The organism is Pseudomonas sp. 21 (assembly GCF_000955805.1).
In the GTDB taxonomy this organism is placed as follows: Bacteria; Pseudomonadota; Gammaproteobacteria; order Pseudomonadales; family Pseudomonadaceae; genus Pseudomonas.
In genome coordinates this window covers 132,479-154,993 of the sequence record NZ_JYOA01000002.1, presented here as the reverse complement: position 1 = coordinate 154,993, position 22,515 = coordinate 132,479, and the positions used below count along the sequence as shown (strand labels likewise).

Genomic DNA, 22,515 nt, shown 5'->3' with positions numbered 1-22,515 from the left:
GCTTGCTCGCGAACAGCCTCGGCGCAAGGCCCTGTTCGCGGGCAAGCCCGTCCCTGCCGGGGATGCCGGATCAGGCCGGCGCGCGGGTACCGTGGAACGACGCGATGCGCCACCCCTCCTCGCCTTTCACCCAGAGCTGCGTGGCAAAACCCTCGGCGCGCAATGGCTCGCCGCCGCCGCGTTTCTGCAGCAGGTTGCACTGCGGGCCGCTCATCAGCGCCAGGCCATCACCGAACAGGCGGACCACCAGCTCGCCGCGCTCCACCGCCAGGTAGCGCACGGCGTGGCGGGCATAGTCCAGGTACTGCGCCTTGTCCTGCACCAACCCGGTGGTGTGGACATACAGCAACTCTTCGGCGAACAGTTCGTCCAGCCGCGCGTGGTCCTCCTCGACCAGGGCGCGCTGGCGTTCGGCTTCCAGGTTCAGCAACAGATCGCGAATAGCCTTCATGGGATTTTCCCTTGGTGGTTGATGGGCGGGCGCATCCTCGCCTTCGCCACGGCCGCAGGAAAAATCGCCGATCGCCATGCCAGGCATCGCCACTCCCGATACCCGCCCGACAGCGCCGCGCCATCCCCTGAAGCCCAGGCAGAATGCGGCCTGCGCCAGGTATCGACAGCATCGATGGATGGCCATCGACAGCATCTGATGGTGCCGGCCGGCATGCCCGCCCTAGCCTGCCGGCAAACAACAAGACGAGGAGAGTCCGACCATGGGCGCCCTGCACCTGCACTGCTCCACCCTGTTCGATGGCACCGGCCTGGAATCGCGCCAGCGACAGACACTGATCATCGAGAACGGCGTGATCCGCCAGGTCGGGCCGACGGCCGAGGCGCCGCGCCCGGCAGTTGGCGATCGCGAGGTCCACGGCGACTTCGTCATGCCGGGGCTGGTGGACGTGCACACCCACCTGGCCTTCGGCAACGCCCAGAGCGAGGAAGACATCGATATCTGGACCAGCGACGAATTCCGCGCCCTGCGCGGGCTGTTCTTCGCCCAGCACGTGCTGGCAGCCGGGGTCACCTCGATGGTCTGCCCCGGCGACAGCGGCCAGCTCAGCATCGCCGTGCGCAACACGGTCAACGCCGGGCTCTTCGAAGGGCCGCGCATCGCCGCCAGCAGCCGCGTGATCACCAACCGGCAGAGCCTCAACGACTGGTTCCCCAGCCGTGTCGGCGCACCGGAATACTTCACCGCCGCGCTGGTCACCAGCCGCACCGAGGCCATCGCGGAAATCCGCAGGCAGGCCAAGGACGGCGTCGACCTGATCAAGATCGCCATGGACGGCACGCACCGCAGGCCCAATGGCGAGATCATCGCCGCCTTCACCGCCGACGAAACCCGCGAGATGGTCGAGGAAGCCCACCGCCTGGGCTGCCGCGTGGCCACCCACGCCTACGGCCGCGAAGCAGTGATGTACGCGGCCAGGGCCGGCGTCGACCTGGTCTTCCACGCCTTCTACATGGACGACGCCTGCATCGAGGCGCTGCTCGAAGCCGGCAGCGTGCTCGCGCCGACCATGACCTTCCCGCAGAACACCGTGGACTTCTGCCAGCCCCACGATCCGGCCATCGCCACCGGCTACGCCGGCTACTGCGCGCGCACCCTGGAACTGGGTACCCCGGTACTCAAGCGCGCCAAGGCTGCCGGCATCCCCTTCGCCTGCGGCAGCGACAGCGGTTTCGCCGTGACGCCCTATGGCGAATGGCACGCCCGTGAACTGGAACTGCTGGTACGCCGGCTGGACTTCACCCCCGCCGAGGCGCTCTACGCGGCGACCAATGTCGGTTCGCGGCTGATGCCCCGTGGCGAATCCCTCGGCACCCTGGAGCCGGGCAAGCAGGCCGACCTGCTGATCCTCGACGGTTCGCCGCTGGAAGACATCCGCATTCTCCAGGACCGCAACCGCCTGCAGGCCGTGTACAAGGCCGGCGAGCCGGTGCGCCTGCAACGCACCGCGTACAACCCCAAACAGGTATCGGATTTCAACTCGCTGAAGTGGACCGATCTCTATACCCGCGACCGCGTCGCCCAGTTGGGCAAATGGAGCCAGTGAGCATGACCCTCCTCGACTTCGAACTGGCCGCGCGCCTGGCGGCCGCCACCCTGCGTCACGCCCGCGCCCAGGGCGTGCGTCCGCTCGCCGCTGCCGTGCTGGATCCGGCCGGCCACCCGCTGGCCGTGCTGCGCGACGAGCAGGCAAGCTTCCTCCGCCCGCAGATTGCCACCGGCAAGGCGCGCGGCTGCCTGGGCATGGGCTTTGGCGGCCGCGAACTGGCGCGCCGCGCCCAGGCCATGCCGGCGTTCTTCGATGCGATCAACAGCCTTACCGCTGGCGAAGTGATTCCGGTGGCCGGCGGCATTCTCCTGCGTGATGGCGAAGGCCGGCTGCTGGGCGCCATCGGCGTCAGCGGCGATACCTCGGACAACGATGAGCGCTGCGCTTTGCTGGCCATCACGGAACTCGGGCTGCACGGCGAGACAGGCGATACTCAGCCCTGATCGAGCAGCGCGGCCTGCTCCGCCAGCACCTGGCGGAGCCAGGCCAGCGCAGGGTCGAAAGCCTGCTGCGGGTGCCATTGCAGCACCTGCGCCGCCGCCGGGAACTCGATGGGCGCCGGCAGCACGCGCAGCGGATAACGCCGCGCCAGCGACTCGGCCTGGCGTCGGAACAGCGTGGCAATTCGCGGCGTGCCAACGACGAACTCGGCCATCAGGGCAAAGCTCTGCACCGCCACCGCGACCCGCCGCTCGATACCGATTTCCCGCAGGTGCTGGGTATCCAGGGAGAGGTTCTGACCATCGCTGAACTCGCGCAGCACATGCCCGGCCGCGCAGTAGGCAGCGAGGCTCAGCGGTTCTTCGTGCGCAGGATGGGCAGCGCAGACGATGCAGCACAGCTCATCGCTGAGCAGCGCCTCGCAGGGGTAACGCGGGTTGATCCGCCGCTGCGGGACTATCACCAGATCGCTGCGCCGGTACTCCAGCGCCTCGGCCACCACATCGCCGTCGCGCGGCAGTGGCAGGTCGCGCAGCACCAGCGAGGCACCGGGGGCCTGGCGCGCCAGTTCACGGCTGACAGCCGGCAGCAGGGTCGCCGCCACATAGTCCGAGGCCACCAGGGTGAAGCGCCGGTCGCAGCGGGCGGGGTCGAAGGCGGCGGAAGTCTCCACCACCTCCCCGGCCAGGCTCAGCACCTCGCGCACCTTCGGCGCCAGCTGGCGCGCCAGCGCGGTCAGCTCCAGGCCTCGGCCCAGGGGCGCCAGCAGCGGGTCCTGGAAATGTTCGCGCAGACGGCCCAGTGCGGCGCTGGTGGCCGACTGGCCGAGGTTGAGACGCTGCGCCGCCCGGCTGACGCTGCCCTCTTCGAGCAGCACATCCAGGGCGACCAGCAGGTTGAGGTCCAGACGTCGGTAGCGCATGGGCGACTTATACCCAAGCGCCGCGGCGGGAAGAGGCGTATTTCGCGCTGGCAGGTATCGCATCGCGCGATACCTGCCAGCCCGGGGCCTATTGAGCCGCCGCCGGCTTCCAGTCCAGCAGGTGGTGGGTGAAGCCGTAGCTCGCCGACTGGTAGTAGCTGATCGCCCGATCCACCAGCGGGTCGGCGGTGCCCGCCGTCACTTCCGTGCTCGCGCCCAGCGCCTGGTTGTGCCGGCGCAGTTCGCCGCGCGGGCTGAGGATTGCCAGGTCCTGGCCGTCGAACAGGCCCAGGTGCTGGTAGTTGCCGATCACCACGCGCGGCGGCAGGGCGTTGGGCACCATCAGGTTGCGCCCGTAGAAGGTCGAGGTGTAGCTCAGGTTGAGGATCGACAGCAGGCTCGGCGCCAGGTCCAGCTGGCTTGCCAGCTCGCTGCGTTCACCGGCCGGCAGCAGCTTGGGCGCATGGATGAACAGCGGAATCTGGTAGTTCGCCACCGGCAGGTCTTCCTTGCCGGCGCTGCCTGCGGTGTGGTCGGCGACGAACACGAACAGGGTGTTGTCGAACCAGGGCTTGCCCTTCGCCGCCTCGAGGAACTGGCCGATGGCGTAGTCGGTGTACTTCACCGCGCCATCGCGGCCCTCGCCGGAGGGAATGTCGATGCGGCCGTCCGGGTAGGTGTACGGGCGGTGGTTGGAGGTGGTCATCAGTTGCAGCAGGAATGGCTGCTGACGCGCGTAATCCTCGTCCGCCAGCTTGATGGCCTGGGCGTAGAGGTCTTCGTCGCTCATGCCCCAGGCGTTCTTGAAGTGGATATCCGACTCCTGGACGCTGGACTGGTCGACGATGCGGTAGCCGTTGCCGCCGAAGAAGGCGTTCATGTTGTCGAAGTAGCCGCGGCCGCCATACAGGAACACGGCGTCGTAACCGACGTTCTTCAGTTGCTGGCCAAGGCTGGCGAAGCCGCTCTCGCGGCCAACACGCTTGACGATGGAGCGGCCCGGCGTCGGCGGGATCGACAGGGTGATGGCTTCCAGGCCACGGTCGGTGCGGGTGCCGGTGGCGTAGAAGTTGTTGAAGTAGAGGCTGTTGCGCCGCAGCTGGTCGAGGTTGGGGGTGAGGTTGCGGCCGTCGCCGTTGCTGCCCAGGTACTTGGCGCTCAGGCTCTCGATGGTCACCAGGACGATGTTGTAGCGCTTGGGCGTGCCTTCGCTGGCGATGTTCCGGCGAATGTCCATCGGATCATTGCTGGTGAAGCGGGCGTTGGGTTCGGCCAGTTCCGCGCGGATCTGCCGGGTCACCTGTTGCGCCGGGAGGGTGGCGTAGAACTGCGGGTAGTCCAGCTCGTTGTTACGGAAGGCGGCGAAGAACTGATACGGCCCGTTGCTCGCCAGTTCGCGGGCGTAGGTATTGCCGTCCTGGCCGCGAGGGGAATCCTGGTCCACCAGCAGGCCGGCCAGCAACGCCAGCACCACCAGGCCCACGCAGCCCAGCAGACGGCGCGGCAGGGGCGCCACCTCGGCGTTGCGCAGGCGGCCGACGACCTTGAACAGCGCCAGCGTCACGACCAGCGAAATGGCTGCGAGGATGCTCAGCAGCAGCCCGATGGGGTAGGACTCGAGGATGTTGTTCAGCACCTCGTCCGAGTAAACCAGGTAGTCGACCGCGATGAAGTTGAAGCGCACCCCGAACTCGTCCCAGAACAGCCACTCGGCCACCGCGGTGAAAAGCATCACGTAGAGGCTGACGAACAGCGTGGCCGTGAGCAGCCAGCGCCAGGCCGCGCTGTGCCAGACCCGCGCAGGCATCAGCAGCAGGACCAGCCCCATCGGCAACAGGGCATAGACCAGGAAGCTCAGGTCATAAAGCAGGCCGACGACGAAGACCCCGACATGGCCGGCGCCCACCTCGGGCAGGTGGCTCAGCAGGAGGACCAGGCGGGTCAGGAAGAAGACGATCAGCCAGAGCAAGGCAACCAGTGCCAGGAAGCGCACAGGGGCCGAGCGGAAAAGTTGCATGGGGTGTCCCTTGTAAAGGTCCGTCGTACTGGACGAAAGGCAGCGCAGGAGGAGGCCGAAAGCGGCAGTCGGGGCGGGACTCTACAAGTCGAAAGGAAAAGAATTCGTCAAATGGAGCTGCCGGTTTCGTGAACTACCGGCGACCTGAAACCGGTCACGTTCAGCGATGGCGCTACAGGGTTCGAAATTCCCTGGCGACCACGTCTTTTTCACATGTCCTTGACGAGACCTTGATCGCGCGATTCGACAATGGAGGCAACTGACGAGTCCGCCTCCATGAACGAACCCCAACGCGTGTTTTCTTCCATCACTCCTCGAGAGAACGGCGTCGTTGCGGGCGGCGCATTCGGCACAGGTCTTTGCCAACGCGTCCGTCAGTGGCGCCTGAAACGCCTGCTGCGCCTGGCGCTGCGCATAGCCGAGGAGCCGATCCTGATGCTCGAGGTCTCGCAGTCGCCGGGCGCCACCTGGCCGGTGCTGCTGGAGCACGGCAACCGCATCATCGTGGCGACCTGCCCGTCCAGCGACGCGCTGGCCGAAGCCCACCAGCGGCTGCCCGAGGCAATGAAGCGGCGGATCAGGGACCTGCCGGCCCCGCATGAAAACGCCGAACTGCGCAAGGGTTCGGTCGATTGCCTGCTGCTCCCGGAAGTCCCGCAAAGCGCCTGCAACCGGCAGAACATCCGATTGCTCAACCAGTGGATTCCCGTAACCCGCGACAGCGCGATCCTGTTCGCCCGCGTCGACCATTCCAGCCCCGCTGTCCCGGCGGACCAGGCCTGCCCCTGCGGCCCCGATCCCCATCCGGGCGGCCCCGACTTCGCCAGCGCCCGCGCCCTGGAGCGCGAGTTCCAGCGCCTGGGTTTCTCGCAGATCCGCCACTACAACGTCATCCCCGGCGTGGACGGCGTGCGGGTCTACATCCTGCGCAAGTGAGCGCTTTCACCATCCGTCGCTGAACCGGCGAACGCCGGGGCGCTCGCTATACTGGTCTTTTGCCATCACTGAAGATTCCCCGGGGCCTCCCCCATGCAGAACGGCAAGGTTTTGCACCATTTCCCCTGGCTCGCCATGGCGCTGCTCGTCGGCAGCGTCGCTGGCTGGCAGGTCGGCAACGCCATTGGACTGAACGGCAACCGCTGGTTTGCCGAACCGGAATTCACCTTCGAGATTCTGGTAGCGCTCAGCGGCGCGCTCTGTGGCGCCCTGCTGTCCTACGCCAGCGAACGAGGGCCGGCGTGGCGAGCGCTCGGGGTACTGGCAGGCACCGGTTTCATCGTGGCCGTGCTGGGTTATTGCCGGCACAGCCTCGGTATCCCGTCTCCGGACATGGAACTGCTGACGTATGCCCGAAAATTCATCCTGCAGACTTTCGGCATCTGGCTGTCGCCGGTATTCGGCGCGGCGCTGGTTTCGCTGTTGCGCGTGATTCTGCGCTGACCCCTGTGCCATGCTCGCAGCTCCGCGCCCACCTCCGGAGCCCCCATGTCGCTGACCCTGCTGCTGCGCTGCCACGACATCGCCCTCACCCGCGAGTATTACCGAGACACACTCGATTTCAGCGTGACCGATTCCGCCGAGGGAACGCTCACCGTGCAACGGGAGGACTGCCGCCTGCTGTTCACCGCCCAGGACCTGTGGGGCCGCGAGGTGGGTTGCTCGGGCACGGTCTACCTGCAGCTCGCCGATGTCGCGAGCTACTTCACCGCCGTGAAGGACCGGGCGCAGATCGCCTGGCCCCTGCAGGACATGCCCTACGGCTCGCGGGAATTCGGCGTGCGCGACTGCAATGGCTACCACCTGGCCTTCGCCCAGCACACCACGGCCTGATCGCGCCCTGCGGATTGCTGCACAGCGTGCAGCTATGTCCTGCATCAGCCCTGTCTGGTGCATTCCGGGCACCTCCCTAGACTGGCGAGCACCATCACCAGTCAGGGGAAAATCATGCTCACCCGCGTATCACTGCAGGCCTTCGGCGGCCCGGAAGTCCTCCGTTTCGAACAGACCCCCGCGCAACAACCCGGCCCCGGCGAAGTGTGGCTGGAGCAGGCCGCCATCGGCGTCAACCCGTTGGACCTGAGCCAGCGCTCCGGCGCGGTGAAGCTCCCGCTGCCCTCCTCGCTCGGCCTGGAAGGCGCCGGCACCGTGGCAGCCATCGGCGCAGGCGTGACCAGCGTGCAGGTCGGCGACCGCGTCGCCTACGCCACCGGGCCGCTCGGCGCCTATGCCAGCGCCCGGCTCTACCCGGCCGAGCGCCTGGTGAAACTGCCGGACTCGGTGAGTTTCGAAGACGCCACCGCCGTGTTGTTCAAGGGCATCACCGCGCAGTATCTGCTCAAGACCACGTGGGCAGTCGCGCCCGGCTCGCGCGTGCTGATCTACGGCGCGGCCGGAGCGTTGGGGCAACTGATGGTGCCCTGGGCCAGGCACCTGGGCGCCTTCGTCATCGGCGTGGTGTCGAGGCCGCAGAGCGTCGAACGCGCCCGTGCCGCCGGCTGCAACGAAGTGCTGGTGTTCGATGCCGCGACGCTGGCCGATCAGGTCCGCGAGCTCACCGGCGGGCACCAGGTCGACGTGGTCTACGACCCCATCGGCCGCGCCACCTTCGAAGCCTCGCTGGACTGCCTGCGCCCGCGCGGCCTGCTGGTGAGCTTCGGCATGGCCTCCGGCGCGCCGCCGGCCGTGGAAGTGGCCACGCTGAACGCCAAGGGCTCGCTGTTCCTCACCCGGCCCTCGCTCGCCGCGCACACGGCCTGCGCCGAGGAGTACCAGCAGCGCGCCAGGGACGTCCTGCAAGCCGTCGCGGACGGTATCATCCAGCCGCGCGTGTGGCGTCGTTATCCGCTGGCGGAAGTCGCCCGGGCCCACGTCGACCTGCACGAAGGCCGCTCCGAAGGGGCCCTCGTACTCACGCCATGACCGCCACCGCGAGCAACCGCCGCCCCGGTGGATTCGCCGAATTTGGAGCCCTATGGATCTGTTCGATAGTCGCCAGGCCGACGAACTCGCCACCCTCCTGGCGTTGGCCGAGCACGGCTCCTTCGCCGCCGCCGGCCGCGCCCTGCAACGCCACCCTTCGGTGCTGTCGAAGCGACTCGGCACGCTGGAGCAGCGCCTGTGCGTGCGGCTGGTGGAGCGAACCACCCGGCAGTTGCGCTTCACCGACGAAGGCCAGCGCCTGGTGGAGCGCCTGCGCCAGGCTGCCAGCCTGATCGCCGAAGCCCAGGACCAGGCCGCCCGCAGCGCGGCCCAGGTCCAGGGCCGCCTGAAGCTTGCCGTGCCAGCCGCCATGGGCCGGCTGTGGCTGAGCCCGATCCTCTCGCGCTTCGTCCTCGATCACCCGCGGGTGACGCTGGAGGTGGAGTACTCCGAGCGCTTCGTCGACATCGTCGCCGAAGGCTTCGACGCCGCCATCCGCATCGGCGAGCTGGCCGACAGCCGCTTACTGGCGCGTCGGCTCTGCGACCTGCGGCGCATCCTCTGCGCCGCGCCCGATTACCTGGAACGCCACGGCACGCCACGAACCCCGGCGGAGCTGGCCGACCACAACTGCCTGGGCTTCACCGGCCTGCACTCCTGGCCGGACTGGAAGCTGGCCAACGGCAACCGGCAGCAGACGGTCCGCGTCAGCGGCAACCTGCACAGCAACGACAACGAGGCCCTGCTCTCGGCGGCGCGCCTGGGCGTGGGCATCCTCGCCGGCGGCGAATGGCTGATGAAGCATGACCTCGACGCCGGCCGTCTGGTGCGGGTGCTGCCGGGCTGGCAGCTGGACACCTCCGCCGGCATCTACTTCGTGCGCCCTTCCGCGCGCTACAGCTCAGCCACCAGCGAAGCCTTCAAGGCCTGGATCGAGGAGCAGTTCGCCGACGGCGCGCCGTGGGAGCGCTCGCCGCCCTGATCGACCGGCCACAAAAAAGGGCGCCGGGCATCGCAATGCCGGGCGCCCGTTTTCTCTCGTCCGACCTCAGACCGTCACGACGATCTTGCCCACCTGCTGGTTGGCTTCGAGGAAGCGGTGCGCGTCCAGAATCTGCTCCAGCGGGAAGGTCTTCGCGATGACCGGGCTCAACGCTCCAGACTCCAGCCCCTTGACGATGAACGCCTTGGCGCGCTGCAGCGCCGCCGGCTCGGCGACGATCTCGGCGTAGAGGTAGCCCTTCAGCGTCAGGCTCTTGCCCAGCACGGTGAACAGCGGGAAAGGCGTCGGTTCCGGGCTCAGAGCGCCGTATTCGAGGAGGATGCCGCCCCGCGCCATGGCCTGCGTGAGCACCTCGAAACCGGGGCCGCCGATGGGGTCGAACACCACGCGGGCGCCCTGCCCGGAGGTCAGCGCCATCACCTTCTCGACGATATCTTCGTCGTCGCTGACGATCACGTGATCGGCGCCGGCCTCCAGCAATGCCTGTTTCTTCGCCTGGGTGCGGGTCACGGCAATCGAAGTGGCGCCGACCATGTGGGCGATCTGGAAGGCCGCGAGGCCGACGCTGCTCGACGCCGCAGTGACCAGCACGAACTCGCCCCTGGACAGCTTCGCCTGCTCCACCAGCGCACCCCAGGCAGTGACGTACTGCATCCAGGATGCGGCGGCCTGTTCGAAGCTGAGGTTCTGCGGGTGCTTCACCACCAGGTGCGCCGGCACGTTGGCCACTTCGCCGTAGGTGCCCCAGCGGGCGATATCCAGCGGCGGGATCAGGCTCACCGCATCGCCCACCGCAACTTCCTTCACCGAACTGCCCACCGCGCTCACCACGCCGGCGGCCTCGTAGCCCAGGCGACTGGGGAACTCGGCTTCCTGCAGGTAGGCGTGGTTGCGGAACATCACTTCGGCGCGGTTCAGGCCGATGGCCTTGACCGTGATCTGCAGCTCGTCCGCCGCCGGGGCGGGTACGTCCACCGCCTCCAGCTTCAGGACACTGGCGTCGCCGTATTCGTGGATTCTGACAATGCGGGCCATGACAACCTCTCTCTTTACGGGGCCGGGGCGAAAGCGCCGGCCGGAATGGGAGTGTAGAAAGTCCGCGGCGCGATGCGTCGACCGTCCGCGGCATGGGAGAAAATCTAGGCGTTGGCCCGGCGCGGATAAAGGCCTAGGATGGCCGGACACTTGAAACGCAGGGTTTCCAATGGACCGCCTCGAGCAGATGGCCGTCTTCGTCAAGGCAGTGGAGCTGGGATCCTTCAGCGCCGCTGCCGAAGAACTGCAGCTGTCGTCGCAACTGGTCGGCAAGCAGGTAAAGATGCTGGAGCAGCACCTGGGCCTGTCGCTGCTCAACCGCACCACGCGGCGGCAGAGCCTCACCGACTTCGGCCGGGCCTTCTACCAGCGCGCCAAGCTGATCCTGGCGGACATGGAGGCGGCGGAGAACCTGGCCGCCGTAACCCGCGGCACACCCAGCGGTCGACTGCGGATCAATGCCCCGGTGACCTTCGGCATGCGTACCCTGTCGCCGCGCCTGCTCGAATACATGGTGCGCTACCCGCAGGTATCAGTGGACCTGACGCTGTCCAACGAACTGGTGGACCTGGTCAACGACGGCTACGACGTGGTGTTCCGCATCGGCGAGCTGGCCGACAGCCGCCTCAAGGCGGTTGCCCTCGCTCCGTACCAATTGCTGCTGTGCGCCGCCCCTTCCTACCTCGCTCGCCGCCCGGCCATCCGCACACCCCGGGACCTGAGCCAGCACGAATGCCTGGGTTTCGCCTTTTCCGATGGTCGATCCAGCTGGACTTTCGACGGCCCGGACGGGCGTATCGAGGTGCCGATTACAAGCCGTTTGACGATCAATCAGGGCGACCCGCTGCTGGCCGCCGCCGTCGCCGGGCTGGGAGTCGTGCTGCAGCCTCGGGAGCTGGTTGGCGAGGCTCTGCGCAACGGCACGCTGGTTCACCTGCTGCCGCAGTACGAGGTGCCGAGCTCACCGATGCACATGCTCTACGCTCCGGACCGGAGGCTGACGCCGAAACTGCGCAGCTTCCTCGACTTCTCCATCGACGCGTTCGGGCGCAGCCCATGAACACGCGTGAGAAGGCCTGGCAAGGCGAGCTGTGGCTGGGCGCGGACTTCTGCCTGGTCGCCGGCATCACCGGCCACGCCCGCCCCCACGCGCACTACGCGCATCAGTTGCTGATGGCTCGCGCAGACGACGTGCAGGCACTGGTGGACGAGCAACCGCAGCGAGGGCCGCTGCTGGTGATCCCATCGAACCGGCGCCATGCCATTCAGGCCAGCGAGCAGCCCGTCATCACCCTCTTCGCCGAACCGCTGGCTTTCGAGCTGGCCGACCTGGAACGCGTCTGCCGAGCAACCGGGCCGGACCTGCCAGCGCTCGCCGCGCAACTGCAAGCCCTGCCTCGCCGTGCACTCGACCCGCGCCTGGGCAAGGCCCTGCAACGCATCCGCGCCCTGGACGATGGCGCCCTGCCCGCCCAGGAACTGGCCGAAGAAGCTGCGCTATCGTTGAGCCAACTGGAGCGGCTGTTCAGCGGCACGCTGGGGCTGTCGGTGCGCCGCCTGGTGCTCTGGCAGCGGCTGCGCCAGGCGCTGCGTCTGGCCATGGCCGGCGACAGCCTGACCAGCGCCGCCATCGCGGCGGGCTTCGCCGACTCCGCGCACTTCTCCCGCAGTGTGCGCAGCCAGTTCGGCATCCGTGCCGACCTGACGCTGCGCCAGCTGAAGCTGCGCTTGCTGAGCTAGGCAAACCTCCGCTGCGCGCAAGCAGGGGCGCCGTGCGATTGAGTTCCGGGAAAACGCGCCGCCCCTGCGCAGGAGTTCACCCGTAGAAGCGGGCCATGCCCGCGATCGTGCGCATGGCCCGCTCCTACAGAGGGGCGTTGCTTATCGATGCATCCCGTTGAACGCCGATTCCGCGGCGAAACGGGTTATCCGCGCACGCCAACTCCCGCACGCTGTAACTCCGCTGGTAACGGTGCCGGCGGGTGCGCGGAATCAACGCGGCGGAACGGCTCGCCGAGCTGCGCGAAGTACGCCAGCGGGTAGTCCGGCCGGTCGCCGATCCCCAGGTCGTCCTCTGCCAGCTCATAGCCGGGCAGGTACAGCGCGGTACCCAGCAGGCGGTCCCAGAAGCTGAAGAACAGCGCGAAGTTGACGTCGCCCGCGGTGCCGTACTTCAGGTGATGCAGGCGGTGCAGCGGCGCCCAGGCGAACACATGGCGCAGCACACCGATGCACATGTCGACGTTGCTGTGCTGCAGCAGCAACTGGATGGCGATGGCAAAGGCCAGCAACGCCGCAACCTCAACGGGAACACCGAGCAACAGCAGCGGCAGCGTGCCGCCCAGGGCTTCGAGCATCTGGTGCAGCGGGTGCTTCATCAGGCCGTTGAAGCCGTACATGCGCGTCACGCTGTGGTGCACCGCGTGCAGACGCCAGAGCAGCGCAGAACGGTGACTGGCGTAGTGCACCAGGGTGATGCCGAAGTCAGCGATCAGCAGCGCCGCCAGCAGTTGCAGCGCCAGCGGCCAGTCCACCGGCCACAGGGCGAAATGCGGCAACCACACCGCCATCAAGGGAATGGCGGCGATACCCAAGGCATTCAGTGTCTCGTTGACCAGCGCATGGGCCAGGTCGCGGGCGCCATCGCCATGACTGTCGTTCCAGCCCGCTCGATAGGGCCAGAACCGCTCGGCAAGAAAGGCCAGCAGGATCGCCAGCGGCAACAGCACCGGCAGGCAGAGCAGCGATACACCTTCACCGACCAGGTACAGGGCCAGGCCGATGAAGCCGAAGAAGAACGCGGGGGCGTAGAGGTGTCGCATGGGGCAACTCCGGTGCAAGTGGGAGTCGCCAGTGTTCCCGTTGCCGCGTCACCGGCGCTTGAACAATCCGCGCATCTCGCCGGCTCAGCGCCGCCAGGCACACCCCAGCGCACTGAGCGCCAGTATCAGCGCCGCCCCCGCGTAGGCCCAGATCGCCGGCACCTGCGGCAGCAGCACGCCGGCGAGGATCGGCCCGAGGCCGGCGCCGATATCGCGCCAGACCGCATTGCCGGCCAGCGCCTGGATGCGCGCCTGCGGGTTGCGCTGCGCCACCAGCGTCACCACCAGCGGCAGTTGCAGCGCGCGCAACACCAGCACGAAGAAGGCGCCGACGAACAGCCAGTAGCTGCCGAACATCAGCAGCGCCAGCGAGGTGGCCAGCGACAGGATCACCAGCATGCGCAGCGCGCCGAAGCGGTCCGCCAGCCGCCCGCCGAACGGGCTGAAGAGCATCTCGCTGAGATAACGCACGGCCATCAGGATGCCCGCCACCAGCACGCCGGTGCCGCCCAGGTGGGTCTGCGCGTAGAGCGACAGGCCGAAGATGAACAGGCCGTCCAGGGTCACGCCTTCGATGAAGGACCAGGTGGCGATGCTGTCCGGCAGGCGCAGGCGGCGACCGCTGCTGACGGGAATCTCGTGCCCGGTGGCCGGCAGCGCGCGGGCACGCCAGAGGCCGCACAGGGCGGCCACGCAGAGCACGAAGAAGACGCTGCGCGGCCCGAAGGCCTGGGCCATCACCGCCCCCAGCGGCAGGGCCAGCATCGGCCCGATGGACAAGGTCGCCCGCGAGCGTCCGGCGCGCCGCGCGGCGCCTTGCGCTTCAGCGGTGGCGAGGGTCTGGGTGCTGAGGTTGAAGGTGGCGAAACACAGGCCCCAGACCAGGCGAAACACCAGCAGTACGGCAAACCCGGAGAGCGTCGCCGAGGCCAGCGCGCAGAACGCCGTGGCGAACGCAGCCAGACTGCAGGCGGCGCGGTCGCCATGACGAGCGTAGAAGCGCACCACCCAGCCGTAGCCGACGATGCGCACCAGGCGATTGGCCGCCAGCAGGATGCCCGCTTCCACCAGGGTCACGCCGAAATCCGCCGCGTACATCGGCAGCAGCAGGTAGAGCAGCACGTCGGCCGGCAGGCACAGGCCGAGCACCTGGGCGGAGTTGCGCGAATCTCGATCGGCGCGGCGCAGCAGCGCCTGCTCGGCAGCGGACGACATGACAGTCTCGTGACGGCGACGGGGGCCGCAGGATAACCCGGCCCCCGGCCCGCAAGACAAGCCTTACGCCCGCCCCGGCGGCTGTGCTATCGCGCGAGTGTGCGCAGGAAGGAGGCGATCACCTGGCTGCTGCGGCGCTCGGCCAGGTAGTACAGGTAGGTCTCGGTGAACACCGGGTCGCCACTGATGCGGATGGCTTTCAGGCGCGGATCGGCGATGTACTCCGCCTCGGACACCACGCCAATGCCGATGCCACGGATCACCGCCTCGCGCAGCGCCTCGCGGCTGCCGATCTCCATGGCGATGCGCGGGGTGACATCCGCCGCTTCCAGCACCCGTTCCAGGGCCACGCGGGTGGTCGAGCCCTGCTCCCGGCGCAGCAGCGGCTGGCCCTGGAGCGCCTGCAGCGGCACCGCGTCGTGGCGGGCAAAGGGATGCTCGGCGTGGGCGAAGAGGATCACCGGGTGCCGCGCATACAGCTCGGCGACGAAGGCCGGGTCGTCATGCAGCCCGGCCAGCACGCCGACATCGGTCACGTAGTTCTCCAGGTCGGCGAGCACCGACGCCGAGTTGCCGATACGGATCGACACGTCGATCTGCGGATAGTCGCGGCGATAGCGGTCGACCATCTCGATCACATGGAACGGCCCCACCGCGCCGACCTTCAGCTGGCCGCGATTGAGCTGGCCGGAATCGCGCAGCAGGTTGGTCGCCTCGGATTCGAGCATCGACATCTGCTGGGCGATGGGCAGCAAGGCGCGGCCCACGGCGGTCAGCTCGATGCGCCGGCCGCGGCGGTGGAACAGCTCGACGTTGAACTCACGCTCCAGGCCCTGGATCTGCGTGGTCGCCGTCGGCTGGCTGAGGCCGATGGCCCGTGCGCCGGCGCTGAAGCTGGCGTGACGGGCGACGGCGAGGAAGGTACGCAGGCGGGCGGTGGACATCCATAGCTCCTATCAATGGATTTGCATGCAAACCCATATTGATTTGATGGCGTGACTGTCACATGACAGCCCTAGCTTGGGCGCTACCGAACACAACCTCCGGGTAACGCCATGACTTCGCTGACCAGACTGTTCCGCTTCGCCGTGCTGCCGCTCGCCTTCGCCTCCGCCCTGCTCTCGACTGCCCAGGCGCAGGACGCCCTCACCGTCGGCCTGATCCCTTCCGAGGATTCCCAGGCCATGATCAAGAGCAGCCAGCTGGTGCTCGACCAGCTGCAGGAACGCCTGGGCATGCCGGTGAAGCCTTTCGTGGCCACCGACTACAACGGCGTGATCGAAGCCCTGCGCGCCGGCAAGCTGGACGTCGCCTACCTCGGCCCGTTCTCCTACGTGCTGGCGAACCAGGTGGCCGGCGCCGACGCGTTCGCCGTGGCGGTGACCAAGAAGACCGGCAGCAGCGCCTACCACAGCCTGATCATCGCCCGTAAGGACAGCGGCATCCGCAGCCTGGACGACCTCAAGGGCCACACCTTCGCCTTCGTCGACCCCAGCTCGGCCTCCGGCCACCTGTTCCCCAAGGCCGGCCTGGAGCAATCCGGGCATGACCCGAAGGCGCTGTTCTCGCGGGTGATCTTCTCCGGCTCCCACGACGCCAGCATCCTCGCCGTGGAGAACCGCAAGGTGGATGCCGCCGCCGTGGCCGACCGCATCCTCGCCGGGGCAATCAGCGCCGGCCAGGTGCAGCAGGATGACTTCCAGGTCGTCTGGAAATCCGACGACATCCCCGAGTCGCCCATGGTCTGGCGCAAGAACCTCGACCCGGAACTGCAGAAGAAACTGGTCGCCGCGTTCGCCTCGATCAAGGACGTACCGTGGGGCGACCAGGGCATGCTCAATGGCTTCCAGCCCACCAACGACGCCGCCTACAACGTCGTGCGCGACACCGCCAAGGTGCTCGACCTCGACCTGCGGAGCCTGAAATGATCCGCGTTGCCCAACTGACCAAGGGCTACGGCGACAACCCGGTGCTGCGCGGGATCGACCTGCGCATCGAGGCCGGCGAGTTCGTGGTGATCCTCGGTCAGTCCGGCGCCGGCAAGTCCACCCTGCTGCGCTGCATGAACCGCCTGGCGCAGGCCGACAGCGGCACGCTGCAGGTCGCCGGGGTCGATGCGCTGCTGCCCCGCGACCAGCGTGAACTGCGCCGCCGGGTGGCAATGATCTTCCAGCACCACAACGTGGTGCCGCGCCTGTCGGTGCTGAAGAACGTGCTCACCGGCCGCCTGGGCTGCGTCGGCACCCTCGCCTCGGTGCTGCAACTGTTCAGCCGCGAGGACATCGCCCTGGCCCGCGAATGCCTGCGCCGGGTGGAGCTGGAACACAAGGCCGAGGCGCGCACCGATTCGCTGTCCGGCGGGCAGATGCAGCGCGTCGGCATTGCCCGCGCGCTGGCCCAGCGGCCGCAGGTGATCCTCGCCGACGAACCGGTGGCGAGCCTCGACCCGAAGACCGCGCAGCTGGTCATGCACTACCTGCGCGAAGCCACCCGCAAACTGGGCATCACCGTGGTGTGCAACCTGCACCAGGTGGACCTGGCGCGCGAGTTCGGCGACCGCATCGTCGGCCTGGCCAACGGCCGCGTGGTCTTCGACGGCCGTGCCGGGGAACTGGATGATTCGGCGCTACAGCGGATCTACCAGCAACGCCCGAGCAGCGAGGCGACCGCCTACCAGGCGGCGGCTCGCGCGGTGTACACCAGCAGCACAGGAGCCGGCGCATGAACCTGCGAAGCCATCAGTGGATGGTCGAGACGCCTCAGAGCAAGCGTGGTTGGCTGACCACCGGCGCTGCCGTGCTGGCGGTGATCTACCTGCTGCACTGGAGCGCCGAGGGCGCGCAGCTGAGCTGGAGCGAACTGGCCAGCGGCCTGCCGCAGATCGGCGACTTCCTCAGCCGCTCGCTGCCGCCGGACCTGAGCATCCTCCCCAGCCTCTGGCACCCGGCGCTGGAAACCCTGCAGATCGCCCTCTGGGGCACGCTGCTGGGCATCGTCCTGGCGGTGCCGCTGGGGTTCCTCGCCGCGCGCAACCTGCACGGCAACCGCTGGCTGTACCTCGGTACGCGGCAATTGCTCAACGTCATCCGCAGCATCAACGAGCTGATCCTCGCCCTGGTGTTCGTCTCGGCGGTCGGCCTCGGCCCCTTCCCCGGCGTGCTGGCCCTGGCGCTGCACGGCGTGGGCATGCTCGGCAAGTTCTTCGCCGAGAGCATCGAGGAAATCGACCAGGGCCCCATCGAAGCCTTGCAGGCCACCGGCGCGCGGCCGTTGCAGGTGATCGCCTTCGGCGTGCTGCCGCAGGTGATCACCGCGTGGATCGCCGTGGTGCTCTACCGCTTCGAGGTCAACCTGCGCTCGGCCACCGTGCTCGGCATGGTCGGCGCCGGCGGCCTGGGCTTCGAACTGGTCAGCAGCCTGAAGCTGTTCAAGTACCCGGAGACCGCCACCTGCATCCTCGTCATCACCGTCATGGTGGTGCTCGCCGACCTGCTCTCCAACCGCCTGCGCCACGCCATCCAGGGCAACGGCCGACACTGATCCACCCGCCCCTTTCAACCCTGCCGCGTGCGCCTTCCGGGCGCGCGCCGGGCAGGCTCATGCCTGGAGTTTTGCCAGATGCCCGCACCCACCGTTATCGGTCAGGCCGATGCCCACCTGCAATCAATCGATTGGAACGAAACCGACGAGGCCCCGAGCATGGCCGCACGTTCAAACAACAACAAGGAACTGCCCATGCCTGCCCGATTCCACAATCCGGTCGCCACCGTTTTCGGCGGCGGCAGCCTGGACCGCATCGCCGAGCTGAGCGACGGCAAGGTCGCCCTGGTGACCTTCCCCGAAGCCGCGCAACTGGGGCTGATCGAACGCGTCCGCCACCTGCTGGGGGAACGCCTCGCCTACGTCATCGACGACGTGCAACCCAACCCCGACGTGGCCTGGCTGCGCAACGTGCACGAGCGCTTCTGGCGTGAAGCGGGCGACTGCACCACGGTATTCGCCCTCGGCGGCGGCAGCGCCATCGACACCGCCAAGGCGCTGGTCGTCGGCACCGGGTCCGGGCGCTTCGACGAACTGCTCGACCTGCTGGCCGCCGGCAAGCCCTTCGTCCCGGCGCGGCACAAGACACTGGTCGCCGCGCCGACCACCGCCGGCACCGGCAGCGAAGTGACGCCCTGGGCGACCCTCTGGGACGCGCAGCAACAGAAGAAGTACTCCCTGCACCTGGATTGCACCTGGCCGCAGGTGGCGCTGATCGACCCGGACCTGATGCTCAGCGTGCCCGCCGGGGTCACCGTGTCCACCGGGCTGGACGCGTTGTCCCACGCCCTGGAATCGATCTGGAACCACAACGCCAACCCGATCTCGGACACCTTCGCCCTCTCCGCCATCGAGGACATCCTCGACTGCCTGCCGCACCTGCAGCAGGACCTGGGCAACCGCGAACTGCGCTCGCGCATGGCGCTGGCCGCGCTGAAGGCCGGCATGGCCTTCTCCAACACCAAGACCGCGCTGGCCCATTCCATCTCCTACGAGATGACCCTGCGCCACGGCCTGCCCCATGGCATCGCCTGCTCGTTCACCCTGCCGCTGGTGCTGGGCCTGGCCTGGGGCCGCGACGCCGACCGCGACCGCGTGCTGCAACGCGTCTTCGGCAGCGACCTGCAGGGCGCCCAGCAGCGCCTGCGTGAATTCCTCCATCGCCTCGGGGTCAAGACCGAGTTCGGCGATTACGGTGTGACGTCCGCCGAGGCCGAAGCGATGATCGACTTCGCCATGCAGGGCGCCCGCGGCCGCAACTTCATCGGCTCGCAAGCCGCCTGAGGCCGCCCTTCACCGGGCGGCCCTGGCTGCCGCCTTTTCCTGTTGCACCAAAAACCTATTGCACCGAAGAAGAGTGCCGACACGCCGAGCCTTGCGCCGGCGCGAGCGAACAAGAAGGAAAACCGCCATGAACCGTGCACAAACCCTGCCTGGCCTCGAGTCATCCGTGTCGCCCTTCCGCGTGGCGCAGTGGCGCATGCTGCTGGCCGCGATGTTCTGCTACCTGTTCTTCTATACCGGCCGCCAGACGTTCGGCTTTGCCATCCCCGGTATCCAGGCCGAGTTCGGCCTGAGCAAGGAAACCCTCGGCTGGGCCTCCAGCGCCATGCTCTGGATGTACGCCATCGGCCAGGCCATCAACGGCAACCTCGCCGACAAGTTCGGCGGCCGGCGCATCATGAGCCTGGGCGCGGTGCTGTCCTGCGGCGCCAACTGGGTCACCAGTTTCGCCGGCGGCTTCGGCAGCCTGATCCTGCCGTGGGGCATTAACGGCTACTTCCAGGCGCTGGGCTGGGCGCCGGGCAGCCGCCTGCTGTCGAACTGGTGGAGCGCCGCCGAGCGCGGCAAGGTCTATGGCTTCTACGTGTTCGCCGCCGGCTGTGCCTCGGTGCTGTCCTACGTCACCTCGGTGGTGGTGATCGACGTGCTCCACCTGGAGTGGCGCTGGATCTTCCGCCTGCCGGTGCTGCTGATGCTCGCCGGCGGCATCGTGTTCTACCTGGTGGCGCGGGAGCGTCCGCAGGACATGGGCTTCGAGCCGCTGGCCGACACCGGCGTGGCGAATGCCGAGGACCGCTCCAGCGAAGCGGCCCACGGTGAAGAGGAAAGCTCGACCCAGCGCTACCTGGCGGTGCTGAAGAACCCGCGCCTGCTGGTCGCCGCGCTGTCCCTGGGCTTCCAGAACGCCGCGCGCTACGGGCTGATCGTCTGGGTGCCGGTGCACTTCCTCGGCGCCGACTGGCAGAAGGGCCAGAGCTTCATCGACCCGAAGTGGATCACCATCGCCCTGCCGGTCGGCATGGCCGTCGGCGCACTGAGCAATGGCTGGGTCTCCGACCGCCTGTTCGGCAGCAAGCGCTACCGGGCGATCATGCTCTACATGGTGCTCGGCGCCCTCACCAGCCTGTGGATGTGGAGCCTGCCGGCGCACAGCAGCATCGGCCTGCTCGCGCTGTTCCTCTGCGGCTTCTTCGTCTACGGCCCGGCGTCGAGCTTCTGGGCGCTCTGCCCGGACCTGGTCGGCGCGCGCCGCGCCGGTACCGCCACCGGGATCATGAACTTCTCTTCCTACCTCTTCGCGGGTCTGGCCGAACCCCTGATCGGTCGAATGCTGGACACGACGGGCAATACTTCACTGATCTTCATCGTGGTCACCACGGCCTGCGTATGCAGCGCGGTGGTCGCCCTGTTCGTCCGGCGCTGAGGGCACGGCCATGCGCCAAGCCTTCCTCACAGAGAGACCTCATGTACCAGTACCACAAGTGGTTGCGCTCCTTTCACGCCGTGGCCCGCACCGGCAGCTTCACCCAGGCCGCGGCGCTGCTCAGCGTCGGCCAGCCGACCATCAGCGAGCAGGTCAGCGGCCTGGAGAAGCGCTTCAGCGTGGAGCTGTTCCACCGCCGTGGGCGCTTCATCGAGCTGAGCCCGGCCGGCGAGCAGCTCTACGCGATCACCCAGGGCCTGTTCGGCCAGGAGGACGAAGCCTTGCAACTGCTGCAGAGCTTCCAGCAGCGCAAGCAGGGCATGTTGCGCCTCGGCGCGGTGTCGCCGCCGATCGCCATGAGCCTGACCTACGCGCTGATGCAGCGTTACCCGCACATCGAGCTGGAGACCTCCTTCACCAGCGAGGCCGGCACCCTGGAGCGGCTGTACAACTTCGATATCGACGTGGCGATCCTCGCTCTCTCGGAGTTCGACCAGCGCCTGAGCACGCAGCTCTACCGCACCTGCCCGATCCTCGCGGTGGTGCGCGACGACCACCCCTGGGCACAGCAGGAATCGGTCAGCGTGCAGGAGATCGCCAGCCAGCGCGTGGTGTTGCGCGAGCCGGCCTCGCGCACCCGCCAGCTGGTCGAGGAAGGCTGCCGCCGACACGGCGTGGAGCTGGACTGCGCGATGCAGCTGAACAGCCGCGAGGCCATCGTCCATGCGGTGGTACACGGCATCGGCGTGGGCTTCGTCTCGGCGGTGGAGTACGCCGACCGGCCCGGCACGCGCTCCATCGCCTTCGCCGAGGACCCGTTCCACATCGACTACTACCTGTGCTGCCTGGGCATCCGCCGCAAGCGGCCGATCATCGCCGAGCTGTTCGACTCCACGGCCTGACCCTCAACCCGAACACCCCGTGACACCGCGAGCCTGCCATGACGCCGGGCGGGCCGCGCTCAACCTGCCTTTCACCAAGAATCCCCTCACAGGAGCACCGCCATGCACTACCAGCAACCCCAGCAACTGCAAGCCGCCATCCTCGACTGGGCCGGCACCGTGGTCGATTTCGGCTCCTTCGCGCCGACCCAGATCTTCGTCGAGGCCTTCGCCGAGTTCGGCGTGCAGGTCAGCCTGGAAGAAGCCCGCGGCCCGATGGGCATGGGCAAGTGGGACCACATCCGCACCCTGTGCGACATCCCCGCCATCGGCGAGCGCTACCGCGCCGCCTTCGGTCACCTGCCCACCGACGATGACGTCACCGCCATCTACGAGCGTTTCATGCCGCTGCAGATCGAGAAGATCGCCGAGCACTCGGCGCTGATTCCCGGCGCGCTGGAAGCCATCGCCACCCTGCGCAAGGGCGGGCTGAAGATCGGCTCCTGCTCCGGCTACCCGGCGGTGGTGATGGAGAAGGTCGTAGCGCTGGCCAAGACCAACGGCTACGTCGCCGACCACGTGGTCGCCACCGACGAAGTGCCCAACGGCCGCCCGCACCCGGCCCAGGCGCTGGCCAACGTGATTGCCCTGGGCATCAATGACGTGGCGGCCTGCGTGAAGGTCGACGACACCTGGCCGGGCATCCTCGAAGGCCGCAGCGCCGGCATGTGGACCGTGGCGCTGACCTGTTCGGGCAACGCCCTGGGCCTGACCTATGAGCAGTACAAGGCGCTACCGGCCCAGAAGCTGGAACAGGAACGCCGCCGCATCGGCCAGATGTTCGAGGGCTCGCGGCCGCATTACCTGATCGACACCATCGCCGAACTGCCGGCGGTGATCGCCGACATCAATGCGCGGCTGGCGCGGGGAGAAATGCCGCAAGCCTGCTGACC

23 protein-coding genes are annotated in these 22,515 nt (G+C 67.9%); 16 read left to right on the top strand and 7 right to left on the bottom strand.

Annotation, left to right across the window (positions count from 1 at the left end; translation table 11 throughout):
* Positions 1–70: 70 nt before the first annotated feature.
* The gene (locus UB43_RS05115) at positions 71–451 is read right to left on the bottom strand and encodes a nuclear transport factor 2 family protein (protein ID WP_045209227.1); all 381 of its coding nucleotides are present in this window, start codon (positions 449–451) and stop codon (positions 71–73) included.
* A 262-nt stretch (positions 452–713) separates the two neighbouring features.
* Here UB43_RS05115 and UB43_RS05110 point away from each other — a divergent pair, with 262 nt between their 5' ends.
* Both UB43_RS05110 and UB43_RS05105 read left to right on the top strand, forming a co-directional pair.
* Positions 714–2,057, top strand: a complete 1,344-nt coding sequence (locus UB43_RS05110) for an amidohydrolase family protein (RefSeq protein ID WP_045209225.1) — start codon at positions 714–716, stop codon at positions 2,055–2,057.
* Between the two features lie 2 nt (positions 2,058–2,059).
* Positions 2,060–2,503 carry a heme-binding protein gene (locus UB43_RS05105; protein WP_045209223.1) on the top strand — a complete coding sequence of 148 codons (444 nt, stop codon included), beginning with the start codon at positions 2,060–2,062 and terminating at the stop codon, positions 2,501–2,503.
* Here UB43_RS05105 and UB43_RS05100 read toward each other — a convergent pair.
* Positions 2,494–3,423, bottom strand: a complete 930-nt coding sequence (locus UB43_RS05100) for a LysR family transcriptional regulator (RefSeq protein WP_045209221.1) — start codon at positions 3,421–3,423, stop codon at positions 2,494–2,496. The genes UB43_RS05105 and UB43_RS05100 overlap by 10 nt on opposite strands.
* A gap of 88 nt (positions 3,424–3,511) precedes the next feature.
* Entirely contained in the window at positions 3,512–5,440 is a 1,929-nt protein-coding gene (locus UB43_RS05095; RefSeq protein WP_045209220.1) for an LTA synthase family protein, read from the bottom strand.
* Positions 5,441–5,716: 276 nt separating this feature from the next.
* On the opposite strand from UB43_RS05095, the gene UB43_RS05090 reads away from it, so the two are divergent.
* The 5 genes from UB43_RS05090 (at position 5,717) to UB43_RS05070 (ending at position 9,341) form a co-directional block, all read left to right on the top strand.
* Positions 5,717–6,376 (top strand): hypothetical protein, encoded by a 660-nt coding sequence (locus UB43_RS05090; RefSeq protein ID WP_045209219.1) that lies wholly within the window; start codon positions 5,717–5,719, stop codon positions 6,374–6,376.
* A 93-nt stretch (positions 6,377–6,469) separates the two neighbouring features.
* Positions 6,470–6,880, top strand: coding sequence for a hypothetical protein (locus UB43_RS05085; protein ID WP_045209217.1), 411 nt, complete (start codon positions 6,470–6,472; stop codon positions 6,878–6,880).
* A gap of 45 nt (positions 6,881–6,925) precedes the next feature.
* Positions 6,926–7,270, top strand: a complete 345-nt coding sequence (locus UB43_RS05080) for a bleomycin resistance family protein (RefSeq protein ID WP_045209215.1) — start codon at positions 6,926–6,928, stop codon at positions 7,268–7,270.
* A gap of 114 nt (positions 7,271–7,384) precedes the next feature.
* Positions 7,385–8,359 carry a quinone oxidoreductase gene (locus UB43_RS05075; protein ID WP_045209213.1) on the top strand — a complete coding sequence of 325 codons (975 nt, stop codon included), beginning with the start codon at positions 7,385–7,387 and terminating at the stop codon, positions 8,357–8,359.
* A gap of 52 nt (positions 8,360–8,411) precedes the next feature.
* Complete coding sequence (locus tag UB43_RS05070) at positions 8,412–9,341, top strand: LysR family transcriptional regulator (protein WP_045209211.1); 930 nt, start codon at positions 8,412–8,414, stop codon at positions 9,339–9,341.
* 66 nt (positions 9,342–9,407) lie between these two features.
* On the opposite strand, the gene UB43_RS05065 is transcribed toward UB43_RS05070, so the two are convergent.
* Entirely contained in the window at positions 9,408–10,397 is a 990-nt protein-coding gene (locus UB43_RS05065; protein ID WP_045209209.1) for a zinc-dependent alcohol dehydrogenase family protein, read from the bottom strand.
* A 169-nt stretch (positions 10,398–10,566) separates the two neighbouring features.
* Between UB43_RS05065 and UB43_RS05060 the strand changes: the two genes are divergently transcribed.
* Together UB43_RS05060 and UB43_RS05055 are read left to right on the top strand one after the other, a co-directional pair.
* On the top strand, positions 10,567–11,457 hold the full coding sequence (locus tag UB43_RS05060) for a LysR family transcriptional regulator (RefSeq protein ID WP_045209207.1): 891 nt from the start codon (positions 10,567–10,569) through the stop codon (positions 11,455–11,457).
* Complete coding sequence (locus UB43_RS05055; protein ID WP_045209206.1) at positions 11,454–12,137, top strand: helix-turn-helix domain-containing protein; 684 nt, start codon at positions 11,454–11,456, stop codon at positions 12,135–12,137. Before UB43_RS05060 ends, UB43_RS05055 begins: the two co-directional genes overlap by 4 nt.
* Positions 12,138–12,322: 185 nt before the next feature.
* On the opposite strand, the gene UB43_RS05050 is transcribed toward UB43_RS05055, so the two are convergent.
* From UB43_RS05050 to UB43_RS05040, 3 genes are all read right to left on the bottom strand, one after another.
* On the bottom strand, positions 12,323–13,219 hold the full coding sequence (locus UB43_RS05050; RefSeq protein ID WP_045209205.1) for a sterol desaturase family protein: 897 nt from the start codon (positions 13,217–13,219) through the stop codon (positions 12,323–12,325).
* An 84-nt stretch (positions 13,220–13,303) separates the two neighbouring features.
* A complete protein-coding gene (locus tag UB43_RS05045; protein WP_045209204.1) occupies positions 13,304–14,434 on the bottom strand; it encodes an MFS transporter in 1,131 nt (376 codons plus the stop codon).
* 86 nt (positions 14,435–14,520) lie between these two features.
* A complete protein-coding gene (locus tag UB43_RS05040; RefSeq protein WP_045209203.1) occupies positions 14,521–15,378 on the bottom strand; it encodes a LysR substrate-binding domain-containing protein in 858 nt (285 codons plus the stop codon).
* A 111-nt stretch (positions 15,379–15,489) separates the two neighbouring features.
* Between UB43_RS05040 and phnD the strand changes: the two genes are divergently transcribed.
* The 7 genes from phnD (at position 15,490) to phnX (ending at position 22,513) form a co-directional block, all read left to right on the top strand.
* Entirely contained in the window at positions 15,490–16,362 is an 873-nt protein-coding gene (gene phnD, locus UB43_RS05035) for a phosphonate ABC transporter substrate-binding protein (RefSeq protein WP_045209202.1), read from the top strand.
* Entirely contained in the window at positions 16,359–17,159 is an 801-nt protein-coding gene (gene phnC / locus UB43_RS05030) for a phosphonate ABC transporter ATP-binding protein (RefSeq protein ID WP_045209201.1), read from the top strand. The genes phnD and phnC overlap by 4 nt, the downstream gene beginning before the upstream one ends.
* Positions 17,156–17,974: a phosphonate ABC transporter, permease protein PhnE gene (gene phnE, locus UB43_RS05025; protein WP_045209200.1), complete on the top strand. Its 819-nt coding sequence runs from the start codon at positions 17,156–17,158 to the stop codon at positions 17,972–17,974. Before phnC ends, phnE begins: the two co-directional genes overlap by 4 nt.
* A 195-nt stretch (positions 17,975–18,169) precedes the next feature.
* Complete coding sequence (gene psrA / locus UB43_RS05020) at positions 18,170–19,258, top strand: iron-containing alcohol dehydrogenase PsrA (RefSeq protein WP_045209447.1); 1,089 nt, start codon at positions 18,170–18,172, stop codon at positions 19,256–19,258.
* Between the two features lie 127 nt (positions 19,259–19,385).
* The gene (locus tag UB43_RS05015; RefSeq protein WP_045209199.1) at positions 19,386–20,681 is read left to right on the top strand and encodes an MFS transporter; all 1,296 of its coding nucleotides are present in this window, start codon (positions 19,386–19,388) and stop codon (positions 20,679–20,681) included.
* A gap of 41 nt (positions 20,682–20,722) precedes the next feature.
* Positions 20,723–21,583, top strand: coding sequence for a LysR substrate-binding domain-containing protein (locus UB43_RS05010; RefSeq protein WP_045209198.1), 861 nt, complete (start codon positions 20,723–20,725; stop codon positions 21,581–21,583).
* A gap of 102 nt (positions 21,584–21,685) precedes the next feature.
* Positions 21,686–22,513, top strand: coding sequence for a phosphonoacetaldehyde hydrolase (phnX, locus tag UB43_RS05005; RefSeq protein ID WP_045209197.1), 828 nt, complete (start codon positions 21,686–21,688; stop codon positions 22,511–22,513).
* Positions 22,514–22,515 lie beyond the last annotated feature (2 nt).

Coding starts and splice junctions, on each gene's coding strand:
- UB43_RS05115 (WP_045209227.1), bottom strand. CDS start 451: ATGAAGGCTATTCGCGATCTGTTGCTGAACCTGGAAGCCGAACGCCAG.
- UB43_RS05110 (WP_045209225.1), top strand. CDS start 714: ATGGGCGCCCTGCACCTGCACTGCTCCACCCTGTTCGATGGCACCGGC.
- UB43_RS05105 (WP_045209223.1), top strand. CDS start 2,060: ATGACCCTCCTCGACTTCGAACTGGCCGCGCGCCTGGCGGCCGCCACC.
- UB43_RS05100 (WP_045209221.1), bottom strand. CDS start 3,423: ATGCGCTACCGACGTCTGGACCTCAACCTGCTGGTCGCCCTGGATGTG.
- UB43_RS05095 (WP_045209220.1), bottom strand. CDS start 5,440: ATGCAACTTTTCCGCTCGGCCCCTGTGCGCTTCCTGGCACTGGTTGCC.
- UB43_RS05090 (WP_045209219.1), top strand. CDS start 5,717: ATGAACGAACCCCAACGCGTGTTTTCTTCCATCACTCCTCGAGAGAAC.
- UB43_RS05085 (WP_045209217.1), top strand. CDS start 6,470: ATGCAGAACGGCAAGGTTTTGCACCATTTCCCCTGGCTCGCCATGGCG.
- UB43_RS05080 (WP_045209215.1), top strand. CDS start 6,926: ATGTCGCTGACCCTGCTGCTGCGCTGCCACGACATCGCCCTCACCCGC.
- UB43_RS05075 (WP_045209213.1), top strand. CDS start 7,385: ATGCTCACCCGCGTATCACTGCAGGCCTTCGGCGGCCCGGAAGTCCTC.
- UB43_RS05070 (WP_045209211.1), top strand. CDS start 8,412: ATGGATCTGTTCGATAGTCGCCAGGCCGACGAACTCGCCACCCTCCTG.
- UB43_RS05065 (WP_045209209.1), bottom strand. CDS start 10,397: ATGGCCCGCATTGTCAGAATCCACGAATACGGCGACGCCAGTGTCCTG.
- UB43_RS05060 (WP_045209207.1), top strand. CDS start 10,567: ATGGACCGCCTCGAGCAGATGGCCGTCTTCGTCAAGGCAGTGGAGCTG.
- UB43_RS05055 (WP_045209206.1), top strand. CDS start 11,454: ATGAACACGCGTGAGAAGGCCTGGCAAGGCGAGCTGTGGCTGGGCGCG.
- UB43_RS05050 (WP_045209205.1), bottom strand. CDS start 13,219: ATGCGACACCTCTACGCCCCCGCGTTCTTCTTCGGCTTCATCGGCCTG.
- UB43_RS05045 (WP_045209204.1), bottom strand. CDS start 14,434: ATGTCGTCCGCTGCCGAGCAGGCGCTGCTGCGCCGCGCCGATCGAGAT.
- UB43_RS05040 (WP_045209203.1), bottom strand. CDS start 15,378: ATGTCCACCGCCCGCCTGCGTACCTTCCTCGCCGTCGCCCGTCACGCC.
- phnD (WP_045209202.1), top strand. CDS start 15,490: ATGACTTCGCTGACCAGACTGTTCCGCTTCGCCGTGCTGCCGCTCGCC.
- phnC (WP_045209201.1), top strand. CDS start 16,359: ATGATCCGCGTTGCCCAACTGACCAAGGGCTACGGCGACAACCCGGTG.
- phnE (WP_045209200.1), top strand. CDS start 17,156: ATGAACCTGCGAAGCCATCAGTGGATGGTCGAGACGCCTCAGAGCAAG.
- psrA (WP_045209447.1), top strand. CDS start 18,170: ATGCCTGCCCGATTCCACAATCCGGTCGCCACCGTTTTCGGCGGCGGC.
- UB43_RS05015 (WP_045209199.1), top strand. CDS start 19,386: ATGAACCGTGCACAAACCCTGCCTGGCCTCGAGTCATCCGTGTCGCCC.
- UB43_RS05010 (WP_045209198.1), top strand. CDS start 20,723: ATGTACCAGTACCACAAGTGGTTGCGCTCCTTTCACGCCGTGGCCCGC.
- phnX (WP_045209197.1), top strand. CDS start 21,686: ATGCACTACCAGCAACCCCAGCAACTGCAAGCCGCCATCCTCGACTGG.